Raw genomic sequence first — 12,172 nt, forward strand, 5'->3', positions numbered from 1 at the left:
CGCCGATGATCCCGCTGCTGCTGATCGCCTTGCAGACCGCCCCTGCCGTACCGCCGCCGGGGACCGAGCGCTTCTCGATCCTGACGGCCGACCCCTGTCCGCCTTCGGCCGGGACCGAGGCGGACATCATCGTCTGTGGACGGCGCCTGGGCAATGATCGGTTGCCGCCGGACCCGGATGCGCCGCCCGCCAAGCCGCTGATGTCCAATCCCGAACTGACCGGGGCGGGCGCGTTGGCGGCCGCGGGCAGCCCCTGTGTGGCGCGGCAGGGCGGATGTCAGGTCGGCATCGATGTCGTCACGCCGGTCTTGCTGCTCGCCAACGAGACACGGATCGGGATCAGCAAGCTGGTCGACAAGCTGCGCGACAAGAGCCATCGCGTGCCCATCGCGCTCGACGGGGCGGGGCCTCGGGGGCATCTGGAGCCGTAAAGGCTCCGTCGTCAGCTCTAACGCCTCAAGCACCATCCCGGCGAAGGCCGGGGTCCAGTTGCGAGAGAAACAGGGGCGTTTACCTCGGCTGGCCCCACTGGACCCCGGCCTTCGCCGGGGTGGTCTGGCTGGTGTTGTCGAGGTTTCTGAAGCCTGTCAGCGCCGGACCTGCCGCCGGGAGCGTGCGGAGGGCGGCGGCAGGAACCAGTCGGCCAGCGTCATGCCCGTCGCCGCCATTGCGCGCAGCACGACCTGACCCGCCGCGCGCGCATCGCTGAGCGCGTCGTGATGGCGGTGCTCCAGTTCCAGGAACGCCGCCAGTGTGTTGAGCTTGTGATTGGGCAATTCCGGCCAAGCCCGCCGGGCAATGGTCACGCTGTCGAGCCAGCGCGCGGCGATGGGGGGCAGGGCATCGCGTTCGCACGCCCGGCCCAGCGCGCCCTTATCGAAGCCCGAATGCGCCACCGTCACCCGCCCGCCCAGATGCCCGGCCAGTTCGGAATGCAGCGCGGCGAAGGTCGGTTTGCCCAGCACATGCTCGGCGGTGATGCCGTGGATGTCGATATTGAAGGCGCTGAACTCGTCGCAGGGATCGACCAGTGTCTCATAGGCCAGCACTTCGACGCCCGCGGCATAGCCGACGATGCCGATCTGGCAGATGCTGCTGGTCCGCGAACAGGCGGTTTCGACGTCGATGACCACGAAATCGGGGGAAATCATGAACGGCCTTTAGCGGCATTGCCCCATTCGAGCAATAAAAGGTCGCTGACCGGCTCGACAGCGACCATTTCTATCCGCTACCCGCCTGCACTCAACAAACGCTCCGGATACAGGATTTGGACGATGGGCGATGCTTTGCGAGTGGCTTTGGCGGGACTGGGCACGGTGGGGGGCGGCGTCATTCGCCTGCTCGATGCGAACCGTGACCTGATTACCCGGCGCGCCGGTCGTCCCATCGAAATCGTCGCCGTCTCCGCGCGCGATCGGACCAAGGACCGGGGCGTCGACCTGTCGCGCTTCGAATGGGTGGACGATACCGCCGCGCTCGCCTCGCACCCGGATGCCGATGTGGTGGTCGAGCTGATCGGCGGTTCGGACGGCCCCGCGCTGACCCTGGCGCGCACCGCGCTGGGGGCGGGGCGCGGCTTCGTCACGGCGAACAAGGCGATGCTGGCGCATCACGGGCTGGAACTGGCGCAGAAGGCGGAGGAATCCAATGCCGCGCTGAAGTTCGAGGCGGCGGTCGCAGGCGGTATCCCGGTCATCAAGGGGCTTCGCGAGGGCGCGGCAGCGAACGCCATCGCGCGGGTTTACGGCATCCTCAACGGCACCTGCAATTTCATCCTGTCGAAGATGGAAGCCGAAGGCCGCGACTTCGCCGAGGTTTTGGCCGAGGCCCAAGCGCTGGGCTATGCCGAAGCGGACCCCAGCTTCGACATCGACGGGGTGGACGCCGCGCACAAGCTGTCGATCTTGGCCGCCATCGCCTTCGGCACCCAGCCAGCGTTCGATGACGTCGCGATCGGCGGCGTGCGCCATGTGCTGGCCGCCGATATCGCGCAGGCCGCGTCGCTCGGCTACCGTGTCCGCCTGGTCGGCGTGGCGGAGGAGGGGGCGAACGGCCTGTTCCAGCGCGTGCATCCGCATCTGGTGCCGCTCGACCATCCGCTGGCGCATGTCACCGGCTCGACCAATGCGGTCGTCGCCGAGGGCAATTTCGTCGGCCGGTTGCTGTTCCAAGGCGCGGGCGCGGGCGACGGCCCGACCGCCAGCGCGGTGGTCGCCGACCTGATCGACATCGCACGCGGCGAATATGGCGCGTCCTTCGCCATGCCCGCGCATGAGCTGACGGCGGCGGTGAAGGCCGATAGCGGCGAGCGGCGCGGGCGCGCTTATCTGCGCTTCACGGTGCAGGACAAGGTTGGCGTGCTGGCCGAAATCGCCGCCGCGATGCGCGATGCGGGGGTGTCGATCGAAAGCCTGATTCAGCGCGGCGAGGCCGCCGATGGCGGGGTGATGATCGCGATCGTGACGCATGAGGGGCCGGAGCGCGCGGTGGCGCAGGCGCTGGAGCGGTTGCGCGGGAGCCAGAGTTTGGTCGGGCAGCCGTTGTTGATGCATATTCTGGGGTGATTGTTGGGGTAAGGTCTCTGCGAGGCACCTTACCCTCCCCCAACCCCTCCCGCCTGCGGGAGGGGAGCGGCTAGAACGAGCCGCTGAATTTTAGCAACTCCCCTCCCGCAGGCGGGAGGGGATGGGGGAGGGCGGTGTCTCACCGAGCCCGCACTATCACTTCTTGATCAACCCGATCTCGACCAGCCGCTCGAACAGATAGTCATGCGCCGTGATCGGTTCCGGATAGCGATCCGGATGCCCTTCGCTGATCGTGCCGGGCAGCGTCTTGATCAGGAAGTCCGGCGCCGGGTGCAGGAAGAACGGCATCGAATAGCGCGAGAAGCCGCGCCGTTCGACCGGCGGATTGACGACGCGGTGCGTGGTCGAGGGCAGGACATGGTTGGTCAGCCGCTGCAGCATATCGCCGACATTGACCACCATCGCGCCCTCGGGCGGACGGATCGCCAGCCACTCGCCCGAATCGCGGTCGAGCAGTTCGAGGCCCGCTTCCTCGGCCCCGAGCAGCAGCGTGATGAGGTTGATGTCCTCATGCGCGCCCGCCCGCACACCCTCGGCATCGGCGGGGATCGGCGGATAGTGGAGCAGGCGCAGGACCGAATTGCCGTCCTTCACGGCGGAATCAAACCAGTTCGGCTCCAGCTCCAGATGTCGCGCGATGGCGGAGAGCAGCCGGTCGCCGGCGCGATCGAAGGCCGAGAACAGTTCGACGAAATCAGCGCGGAACCCTTCCGGACGGTCGGGCCAGATATTGGCGGGCATCCGGTCCGCATAGGGGTGCCCCTCGGGGAGTTCGCGGCCGACATGCCAGAATTCCTTCAGGTCGACGACCTTGGCATCCTTGGCGATCTCGGTCTTGAACGGGGTATAGCCGCGCGCGCCGCCGCCGCCGGGGACGTGATAGCCGCGCTTCTCCTCCTCAGGCAGGTCGAACAGCGCCTTGGTCTGCGCCCAGGCGCGGTCGATCAGTTCGGCGGGCACGCCATGATCGGCGACGATGGCGAAACCGAACCGCTCGAACGATTCGCCCAAGGCGGCGGCAAAGCCCTCGGGGTCATGGTCCTGGTCGGCGAGGCTGAGCGTCGGAACCTCGGCGGAGCGGGTGTCGGTCATGGCGATATGTCCAGAAAATCGAATAGGCTGGCACCTATATAACGCGCCCGTCATTCCCGAACAGGGTGCGTCATCCGCCCCCTCCATTATCCTCCGAGCGTGATCGTCCCCGTCGATCGGTCACCGCCCGAGGGGCGAAGGTCGAGGCGGAAGGATTTCTCCTCCGCCGTCTTGCCGACCAGCGCGCCGCCCTGATCGGTCAGGGTGAAGTCGGCTTCGCCCATCTTGTCGCGGAACCAGTCGCGCACCGTCGCTGGATCGGCTGGACTGTCGAAGGTCATGGTGAACGCCTTGTCGCGGCCATTGCCGACATCGACGTTGCGGATCGTCGAGCCGGGATAGAGATGCACGCCGTTCAGCTCGAAATTATCGGCCTCCATCGACACCTTGGGCAGCTTGAACGCGCCGGAAAAGCCGGGCAGCGCCAGCTTCACCTCCCCCGACTTGCCATCGACCGACGCCAGCGTTTCGCCATCCGAGCCGTTCACCGTGATCGACGTACCCTGGTTCGGCCGATCGCAGGCCGACAGGGCGAGCGCCGCCAGCAGCGGGAGGGTCACGGAAGAGGACAGGGACAGGCCGGTCTTGCGCAGCCCGGTACGGTGCTGGATGGTCATGACGGCAAACTCCTTCTGCATTCTGCATGTCTTGCGCAGCGTGATCGTGATTGTTCGTCGCGCAAGCTGTCCTCGTGCTGAACGCGCGACGCCGGATGCGGTGTCGGACACCAGCGCGCGCAGACTGCAATAAGGCCTCGCACGCCGTCCCTCACTGCGGCATAATGATGTGCCTCACCATGGCCGGGGAGGGTGGAATGAAGATCTTAGAAACCGATAACCACCCGATTCCAGTCGCTGCGGTGACAGACATGAAGGCCCCGTCCACACCGATCAGTATGAATGCCAGCATGGTCTGGCTGCTGGCCGCGCTGCTGTATTTCCTGTTCGCCGCCTCGACCATCCATCTGACGAGTGACGGACGGACCATTGCAACGGTCTGGCCCGCCAATGCCGTCCTGCTCGCCATGCTGCTGCTGGACGGCCGCCCGCGCTGGGGGTTGGTGCTGAGCGCGGGACTGGTCGCCAATGTCGCCGCCAACTGGCTGACCCGCGGGACGATGGCGGGCGCGCTGCTGTACAGCATGGCGAACGGGGTCGAAATCGGACTGGCAGCGATGCTGGTCCGGGCGGGCGGACGGCGTTTCGATGCGCTGCGGTCGCCCCAGGGTCTGTTGCGTTTCCTGATTGCGGCCGGGCTCATCTCTCCGTTGGTCAGCGGTCTGCTGGGCGCGTCGACCGCCGTAGCCCTGTTCGCTGAGCCTTTTACCGAAGCCTTCACGGTCTGGCTGCTGAGCGACAGCCTCGGCCTCCTGATCTTCACGCCGATGGTGTTCGCGGTATTTTCAGGCGAGCTGGCCGATACGATCGCGCAATGGAGCTGGCGGGAACGTGCCGTATCGGCGGCGATCCTGCTGAGCGTCGCGCTGACCACCTATGCGGTATTCTTCGTCGCTGCCTTGCCTGCGCTGTTCCTCCTCTATGCGCCAGTCATGCTGGTGACGTTCCGCATCGGGCCGCTCGGGACCAATCTGGCGGTGATCATCATCGCCGTGATGGGGGCCTTCGCAACGGCACGGGGACATGGCCCGGTCGTCATGATCCAGGCCGATGCCCTGCACCATGCCCATATGTTGCAGATCTTTCTCGCGGTCGTCCTGCTGACCTGCCTGCCGGTCGCGGCGGGGCTGGCGGAGCAGCGACGGCTGGCGGCCGAATTGGCGCGGCGCGAACGGGAGGCCAAGGATCAGGCGGCGACCGATCCGTTGACCGGCGTGCTCAATCGCCGTGGCTTTGCGCTGGCCGCGGCGGAGTGGAGCCCGGCGGAACTGGGGCAGAGCTGTTGCGTCGCGATCGATGTCGATCGGTTCAAGGACATCAACGATCGCTGGGGGCACGGTTTCGGCGATCGCGTCCTGTGTCATCTGGCGACGACCCTTCGCGCGCAGGCCCAGCCCGGCGACCTGATCGGTCGACTGGGCGGCGATGAATTCCTGATGCTGGTGCGGACCGACCAGACGCGATCGGGTGAGGCGTTCTGTGCCCGTGTCCAGGCGGCTCTTCGGCAGACTCCTGTCGACACGGGCGAGCAGGTCCAGGTGATGGTCTCGATCAGCCTGGGTCTTGCCGCGGGGCAGTCCGACGACACGGTGGAGCAACTGTCGCGCCGTGCCGATAGCGCGCTTTATGCGGCGAAAAAGGCAGGCCGCAACACCGTTCGCAGAGCCTGAGCCACTGCGATCGGCATGGGCCGGGCATGGTATCGGACGGAGCCGCGCGGCCATTACCGCGTTACCGATGCCGGTTTTGCGGTTTCCCTCTCCGTCCATCCACCCTAAGAGACAGCCATCATGTCCGAATCCCGTTCCGCTGATCCGGTGACGCCCGTCACCGCCGAGCCTCCCGGCGCGCCCATCGGCTTTGTCGAGTTCGTCCTGCTGATCGCGGCGCTGATGGCGTTGACCGCGCTGGGCATCGATTCGATGCTGCCCGCGCTGCCTGCCATCGGGGAGTCGCTGGGCGCGTCGCCCGCGGCGCGGCCGTTCGTCGTTACCACCTTCCTGATCGGCTTCGGCGTGGCGCAGCTGGTGCATGGGCCGCTGGCGGATCGCTATGGGCGGCGGCGGGTGCTGATCGTCGCGCTCATCATCTACATCATCGCCAATGGCGCGGCGGCGGTGGCGGGCAGCTTTACCCTTTTGCTGGTCGCGAGGGTCTGTGCGGGGGCGGCGATCGCGGCGACGCGGGTGGCGACGGTGGCGCTGGTCCGCGACTGCTATCACGGGCGCGCGATGGCGCAGGTCATGTCGATCGCCTTCATGGTGTTCATGATCGTACCGATCCTGGCGCCCGCTTTCGGCGAGCTGGTGCTGCTGTTCGGCAATTGGCGGCTGATCTTCTGGACGATCGCGGGCCTCGCCACGCTGGTCCTGGCCTGGTTTTCGCTCCGGATGCCCGAGACGCTGGCGGTGGAGGCGCAGCTGCCCATCTCGTTGACGCGCATTGTCGGGGGCTGGCGCGAGACGCTCGGCGACCGGCTGTCGCTGGGCTATACGCTGGCGGCGACCGCGCTGATGGCGGCGCTCTACGGCTATCTGAACTCGGTGCAGCCGATCATGGCGCAGACCTTCGGGCGCGAAAAGCTGCTCGCGCTGATCTTTGCCACCACCTCGGTCACGATGGCGGCGGCGAACCTGCTCAACTCGCGGATCGTCATGCGGCTGGGCACGCGGCTCATCAGCCACAGCTCGGTCACGATCCTGATCGTCGTGTCGGCGATCCATCTGGCCATCGCGCATTTCGGCGGTGAATCGCTGATCGTCTTCGCGGTGCTGCAGGCGATCACCATGGCGTGCTTCGGTCTGGCGACGTCCAACTTCTCGTCGATGGCGATGGAGAATATGGGGCGGATCGCCGGCACCGCGTCGAGCGTGCAGGGCTTTACCAGCGTCACCATCGGATCGGTGATTGGGGCAGGCATCGGCCAGGCCTATGACGGGACGACCCAACCGCTGACCTTGGGTTTCCTGATCGCAGGATGCGCCGCCTTCGCCTTCGTCTTTGCGACTGAGCGCGGGCGGATGTTCCGTCCCGCGTGAAGGGTGCCGGGGAACCGCCCGGCCCGCCCCCGTGTTCCCCCTCCACAGAGTTCAAGAGGAGGCAGTGATGGGCGGACATCAGGTTCCCAGCCAGGGACCCGGCGACGATGGCTGGGACGAGGAAGGCTATGACGAGAGCCAGCGCGCCGAAATCCTGGAGGTGACGCGTGACGGCCCCAGCGACGGCGTCCTGCTGACCGATATCGAACCCGATCTGGGCGACGACAGCGTCGAGGACGAGCCGATCGACGAACTCGACATGGACTCCGAAGAGGTCGGGACCAGCGATGCCTCGGTCGACATGAATGCCGAGGATATCGATGAGGACGATCTCCAGGAGGATTTCGAGGACGATACGGTGGCCGACGACGAGATCGACGACGCCGACGACACCGCGCTGCGGCCATGAACCGGCTTCCCGTCGCGCTGGCGGCGGGCGGCATCGTGCTGGTCGGCTGTTCGACCATGCCCGATCCGCGCGCTGCCCAGCGCTCGGCGCTCCCGCCGATGGTCTCCACCACCTTCCGGTGCGAGAACGGCAGCAGCTTCTGGGTGCGCTTCGACAATCGCGACGACAGCGCACTGGTGCGCTTCGGCGACGACCTGGAGATGCGGCTGGAGGGGCAGCGGGTCGCGTCCGGCATCCACTATAGCGGCTTCGGGCATGACCTGCGTGGCAAGGGGGGTGAGGTTGTTTTGACACGCCCCACGGGTGATTCCGTACGCTGCACCGCCACGCGATGAAACCAGCGGGCGGAAAAGCGGCCGGAAAGTGGCGGAAATCCGCCAATGCCGCATTCCGCCCCCATTTGGTTCATCTTGGTGACAGGAACTGTGTCTTTGGTGTTACAGGTTCCGACAAGGCGATCAAAAATCTGAAATGCCGTGCAACCCATGGGCGTCTAGCCGGTTAAGCGGGCCTGGGCTGAGCGGTTGGATCCGCCGCCCCACATAGAATAAGAGAAGGGTATCTCACATGCGTAAGCTTTCCCTCGTCGCCGCTGCGGCGGCCGCGTTCGTTGCCGTGCCTGCCATGGCTCAGGACATGAACACCACCGACACGACGACCGCGGCTCCGGCCCCGGCCGACACCGCGACTGCTCCCGACGGCACCCGCGCCTTCGGTATCGAGCCGTACGTCGCGATCATGGGTGGTTGGGAGCAGTTCGATCGCCAGTCGGTCGCCGGCATCCCCGCGCAGCCCAAGGGCTACAACCTGGACGGCGCGCTGGTTGAGGGCATCGTCGGCTTCAACGTGCCGCTGGGCCCCGTGTTCGTCGGTGCCGAGGGCGCGGTCGCCAAGGGCGTGTCGGGTGACATCGACTGGCAGTATGGTGCCTATGGCCGCGCGGGCTTCCGCGCCGGTGAGAGCGGCCTGTTCTACGGCAAGGTCGGCTACCGCTGGAACAACTTCCACAACTTCGCTCCGGGCGTCGCTGGCGACCTGAAGCAGGACTATCACGCGACCGTGTACGGCGTCGGCGCCGAAGTCGGCCCGAAGGACATCGGTCTGGGCGGTCTGACCGGCAACTCGGGTCTGCGTCTGCGTATGGAAGTTTCGACCTTCGACAACGCGCACTCCTTCCGTCCGATGGCGGGTGTTGTCGCACACTTCTGATCCCTCTCGGATCCAGTTGGCGTAAAGGAACGGGGTTCGGCAGCGATGCCGGACCCCGTTTTTTATGGGCTGATGCTTCCCATATCAGGCGCATGGTCGGGCGGGTAAAGCGAAAGGCGGGGCTGGTGGCCGCCGCCGAACGGGTCGAGCGGACCGCAGCGCTGGCCTGCGCGCTGTGCGAACGGCCGCTGGGGGTGAAGGTGGAATGGCACCACCCCGTTCCCAAGAGCGAAGGCGGGCGACAGACGGTGCCGGTGCATCCCATCTGTCACCGGACCATCCATGCGACCTTTTCCAATGCGGAACTGGCGCGGGGCTATGCCGACTTTGCGGTGCTGCGCGCGCATCCGGAGATGGTGCGGTTCCTGCGGTGGATTGCAAGGAAACCGGCCGATTTCCATGCGCCGACCCGCGCGGCGCGGTGAGGTCTTTTTGCGCACCTGCGTGGTGCCCGGGGAACCCATCGCCCCGTTCAGCCTGAGCGAAGTCGAAGGCCAAGGGATTCGGGCTGTCTCGGGCTTTATCTGAACCCGTTAAAATGCCTTTGTGGCGAACGTCTGAGCGTGGCCTTCGACTACGCTCAGGCTGAACGGAGGGCGGTGAAGGGGAGGCCACCAAGCCGCCCGACAACTCCGCGTCCCCCGCGCCTCTGCGCGCGCCCTCTGGTCAGAGAAAACTATACGGGTCCACATCCACCGCGACCCGCACCTTGGCGGACCAGTCCAGCCCGCCCAGCCACTCACGGATCACATCCTGCACCGCCAGCGCCCGCCGGGCATGGACCAGCAACCGGAACCGATGCCGCCCGCGCAGCATCGCCAGCGGCGCGGGCGCCGGGCCGAAGACGTGCATCCCGTCCACCTTTGGCGCCGCGCGCGCGATCATGGTCGCGGCCGACTGTGCCGCGCCCTGATCCTCCGACGACACGATGATCGCGGCATAGCGGCCGAAGGGCGGCGCATCGGCATCGCGGCGCGCCTCGGTTTCGGCGGTGTAGAAGGCCTCGGCATCGCCCGTGACCAGCGCCTGCATCACCTGCGCCTTGGGACTGTGGGTCTGGATGAACACATGGCCCGGCTTGGCCCCGCGTCCCGCGCGTCCCGACACCTGCCGGATCTGCTGGAAGGTCCGCTCCGCCGCGCGAAGGTCGCCGCCTTCCAGACCCAGATCGGCGTCGATCACCCCGACCAGGGTCAGGTTGGGGAAGTGATAGCCCTTGGTGATCAGCTGGGTGCCGACGACGATGTCGATGTCGCCGGCCTCCATCCGCCCGACGAACTCGGCGGCCTTGGCGGGGGACCAGATGGTGTCGGAGGTGACGACGGCGATCTTCGCTTCGGGAAACAGGGCCGTCGCCTCGTCCGCGATCCGCTCGACACCGGGGCCGCAGGCGACCAGCGAGTCCTCGCCATCGCATTCGGGGCAGGCGCGGGGCGTGGGCAGGACATGGCCGCAATGATGACAGGCCAGCCGCCGGACCAGCCGGTGCTCGACCATCCAGGCGGTGCAATTGGGGCACTGGAAGCGGTGCCCGCAGGTCCGGCAGAGCGTCAGCGGGGCATAGCCGCGCCGGTTGAGATAGAGCAGCGACTGTTCGCGCTTCTCCAGCACCTCCTTCATCGCGGCGACCAGCTTGGGCGCGATCCAGCGGCCGCGCTCGGGCGGGTCCTGGATCAGGTCGATCGCCTCGATCGTCGGCATCTGCGCCGGGCCGAAGCGGCCGGGCAGCTTGACCTCGGTATAACGGCCCAACGCGACCTGTTGCCGTGTTTCGATGGCGGGGGTGGCCGACGCCAGGATGACCGGGCACGGCTCGAACTTGCCGCGCATCACGGCGACATCGCGCGCGTGATAATGGACGCCGTCTTCCTGCTTGAAGCTGGTCTCATGCGCTTCGTCGACGACGATCAGGCCCAGATTGCGATAGGGCAGGAACAAGGCCGAGCGCGCGCCGACCGTCACCAGTCCCTGGCCGCTGGCGATAGCCCGCCAGGCGCGGCGTCGCTGCGATGAGCGGAGGCCCGAATGCCAAGCCACCGGCTCGCAGCCGAAGCGGTCGTGGAAACGCTTGAGGAACGGCTCGGTCAGTGCGATTTCGGGGAGCAGCACCAGCACCTGCCGACCCTCTGCGACGGCTTGCGCCACCGCCTCGAAATAGACCTCGGTCTTGCCCGATCCGGTCACGCCGTCGAGCAGTACCGGCTGGAAACTGTGCGCGGTCACGCCCGCGACCAAAATGTCCGCCGCCGCGCGCTGGTCCTCGGACAGGACAGGGCGGTGATGGTCGGGATCGGGCAGGGGGAAGGGGCTGTCGATATCGACTTCGACGCCTTCGATCGCGCCGTTCTTCACCAACCCCCGGATCACCGCGTCGGAGACATCGGCCATCGTCGCCAACTCGCGGATCATACCCTGGCGGTCGCCGATCCGCTCCAGCGCCTGCGCCCGCTGCGGGGTCAGGCGGTCGGGGACATGGCCGGTGACGCGGTATTCGGTAACGGTCCGCGCGCCCTCCAGCGCCGAGGTGGAGGACAGCGCCATCCGCACCACCGCGGCGGGCGGCGCCAGATAATAGTCCGCCGTCCATTCGATCAGCCGCCGCAGCGCATCGGGCAAAGGCGGCGCATCGGCTACGCCCAGCAGCGGGCGCAGGCGATTGTCGCCGACCTCGGCGTCGGAGGGCATCCGCTCCGGCTCCCACACCACACCCAGCAGCTGGCGGGGCCCGAGCGGTGCGACGACGATCGACCCCGGCTCAACCGTCAGCCCGTGCGGCACACGATAGTCGAGGGGGCCGAGCGCGGAGTTCAGGACAAGGACGCGGACGCGCGAAGACATGGACCCGCTATATGGGGCGGTGTGGCCCGGAGGGAAGGGCCGGTGCCCGTGCGCGCGGATGCGTCAGCGGAAAGGATTGTTCCGGGGTGCGGGCTTCTTGCCGTTGAACATGCGGAACAGCGTCCATTCCTCGACGATCTTCTTGCCCGGCAAATAGCACAGGCCGATTGCTCCGCCATTGGCCAGCGTAGCCGAAACGGATCGGCCGCCCATCGTCGCACAGAAGGCGGAGGCGGGGTTGGCGATGGTTGCAGCGCCGACGGGCATGGCGGCAACAGCGAAACCGAGGGCAAGAAAAGCGGTCTTCTTCACGATCACGATCTCCCTTGTGTCGGAGATCACACGATAGGACGGCTCGACTGAATGCCGGATGACGGCCGAACG

Annotated in this window: 13 protein-coding genes; 8 read left to right on the top strand and 5 right to left on the bottom strand. The window is 66.9% G+C overall.

Features of this window, described 5'->3' with window-relative positions:
- The first annotated feature begins 5 nt into the window (after positions 1-5).
- Positions 6-431 carry a hypothetical protein gene (locus tag KV697_RS16205; RefSeq protein ID WP_219019068.1) on the top strand — a complete coding sequence of 142 codons (426 nt, stop codon included), beginning with the start codon at positions 6-8 and terminating at the stop codon, positions 429-431.
- Positions 432-587: 156 nt separating this feature from the next.
- Here KV697_RS16205 and KV697_RS16210 read toward each other — a convergent pair whose 3' ends face one another.
- A complete protein-coding gene (locus tag KV697_RS16210) occupies positions 588-1,151 on the bottom strand; it encodes a 3'-5' exonuclease (RefSeq protein ID WP_219019069.1) in 564 nt (187 codons plus the stop codon).
- 123 nt (positions 1,152-1,274) lie between these two features.
- On the opposite strand from KV697_RS16210, the gene KV697_RS16215 reads away from it, so the two are divergent.
- Positions 1,275-2,564, top strand: a complete 1,290-nt coding sequence (locus KV697_RS16215) for a homoserine dehydrogenase (protein WP_219019070.1) — start codon at positions 1,275-1,277, stop codon at positions 2,562-2,564.
- 156 nt (positions 2,565-2,720) lie between these two features.
- Here the strand turns inward: KV697_RS16215 and KV697_RS16220 are convergent, their stop codons facing one another.
- Positions 2,721-3,677: an isopenicillin N synthase family dioxygenase gene (locus KV697_RS16220; RefSeq protein ID WP_219019071.1), complete on the bottom strand. Its 957-nt coding sequence runs from the start codon at positions 3,675-3,677 to the stop codon at positions 2,721-2,723.
- Positions 3,678-3,763: 86 nt separating this feature from the next.
- Positions 3,764-4,315, bottom strand: a complete 552-nt coding sequence (locus KV697_RS16225) for a hypothetical protein (protein WP_219019072.1) — start codon at positions 4,313-4,315, stop codon at positions 3,764-3,766.
- A 230-nt stretch (positions 4,316-4,545) separates the two neighbouring features.
- Here KV697_RS16225 and KV697_RS16230 point away from each other — a divergent pair, with 230 nt between their 5' ends.
- From KV697_RS16230 to KV697_RS16255, 6 genes are all read left to right on the top strand, one after another.
- Positions 4,546-5,964 carry a GGDEF domain-containing protein gene (locus KV697_RS16230; RefSeq protein ID WP_219019073.1) on the top strand — a complete coding sequence of 473 codons (1,419 nt, stop codon included), beginning with the start codon at positions 4,546-4,548 and terminating at the stop codon, positions 5,962-5,964.
- Between the two features lie 120 nt (positions 5,965-6,084).
- A complete protein-coding gene (locus KV697_RS16235; RefSeq protein WP_219019074.1) occupies positions 6,085-7,332 on the top strand; it encodes a multidrug effflux MFS transporter in 1,248 nt (415 codons plus the stop codon).
- Positions 7,333-7,399: 67 nt separating this feature from the next.
- The gene (locus KV697_RS16240; RefSeq protein WP_219019075.1) at positions 7,400-7,741 is read left to right on the top strand and encodes a DNA primase; all 342 of its coding nucleotides are present in this window, start codon (positions 7,400-7,402) and stop codon (positions 7,739-7,741) included.
- A complete protein-coding gene (locus KV697_RS16245; protein ID WP_219019076.1) occupies positions 7,738-8,076 on the top strand; it encodes an MliC family protein in 339 nt (112 codons plus the stop codon). The genes KV697_RS16240 and KV697_RS16245 overlap by 4 nt, the downstream gene beginning before the upstream one ends.
- Before the next feature lie 232 nt (positions 8,077-8,308).
- Positions 8,309-8,950: an outer membrane protein gene (locus tag KV697_RS16250; protein WP_219019077.1), complete on the top strand. Its 642-nt coding sequence runs from the start codon at positions 8,309-8,311 to the stop codon at positions 8,948-8,950.
- 92 nt (positions 8,951-9,042) lie between these two features.
- Positions 9,043-9,375, top strand: coding sequence for an HNH endonuclease (locus KV697_RS16255; RefSeq protein WP_257575380.1), 333 nt, complete (start codon positions 9,043-9,045; stop codon positions 9,373-9,375).
- A 241-nt stretch (positions 9,376-9,616) separates the two neighbouring features.
- On the opposite strand, the gene KV697_RS16260 is transcribed toward KV697_RS16255, so the two are convergent.
- Positions 9,617-11,788, bottom strand: coding sequence for a primosomal protein N' (locus KV697_RS16260; RefSeq protein ID WP_219019078.1), 2,172 nt, complete (start codon positions 11,786-11,788; stop codon positions 9,617-9,619).
- Positions 11,789-11,851: 63 nt separating this feature from the next.
- Entirely contained in the window at positions 11,852-12,100 is a 249-nt protein-coding gene (locus KV697_RS16265; protein WP_219019079.1) for a DUF333 domain-containing protein, read from the bottom strand.
- Between the last annotated feature and the right edge of the window lie 72 nt (positions 12,101-12,172).

Source organism: Sphingomonas sanguinis, from assembly GCF_019297835.1.
GTDB classification, from domain to species: Bacteria; Pseudomonadota; Alphaproteobacteria; order Sphingomonadales; family Sphingomonadaceae; genus Sphingomonas; species Sphingomonas sanguinis_D.

Bases quoted from the DNA above. Each gene is read 5' to 3' on its own strand.
- KV697_RS16205 (WP_219019068.1), top strand. From the start codon at position 6: ATGATCCCGCTGCTGCTGATCGCCTTGCAGACCGCCCCTGCCGTACCG.
- KV697_RS16235 (WP_219019074.1), top strand. From the start codon at position 6,085: ATGTCCGAATCCCGTTCCGCTGATCCGGTGACGCCCGTCACCGCCGAG.
- KV697_RS16220 (WP_219019071.1), bottom strand. From the start codon at position 3,677: ATGACCGACACCCGCTCCGCCGAGGTTCCGACGCTCAGCCTCGCCGAC.
- KV697_RS16240 (WP_219019075.1), top strand. From the start codon at position 7,400: ATGGGCGGACATCAGGTTCCCAGCCAGGGACCCGGCGACGATGGCTGG.
- KV697_RS16250 (WP_219019077.1), top strand. From the start codon at position 8,309: ATGCGTAAGCTTTCCCTCGTCGCCGCTGCGGCGGCCGCGTTCGTTGCC.
- KV697_RS16210 (WP_219019069.1), bottom strand. From the start codon at position 1,151: ATGATTTCCCCCGATTTCGTGGTCATCGACGTCGAAACCGCCTGTTCG.
- KV697_RS16255 (WP_257575380.1), top strand. From the start codon at position 9,043: ATGGTCGGGCGGGTAAAGCGAAAGGCGGGGCTGGTGGCCGCCGCCGAA.
- KV697_RS16215 (WP_219019070.1), top strand. From the start codon at position 1,275: ATGGGCGATGCTTTGCGAGTGGCTTTGGCGGGACTGGGCACGGTGGGG.
- KV697_RS16245 (WP_219019076.1), top strand. From the start codon at position 7,738: ATGAACCGGCTTCCCGTCGCGCTGGCGGCGGGCGGCATCGTGCTGGTC.
- KV697_RS16230 (WP_219019073.1), top strand. From the start codon at position 4,546: ATGAAGGCCCCGTCCACACCGATCAGTATGAATGCCAGCATGGTCTGG.
- KV697_RS16260 (WP_219019078.1), bottom strand. From the start codon at position 11,788: ATGTCTTCGCGCGTCCGCGTCCTTGTCCTGAACTCCGCGCTCGGCCCC.
- KV697_RS16225 (WP_219019072.1), bottom strand. From the start codon at position 4,315: ATGCAGAAGGAGTTTGCCGTCATGACCATCCAGCACCGTACCGGGCTG.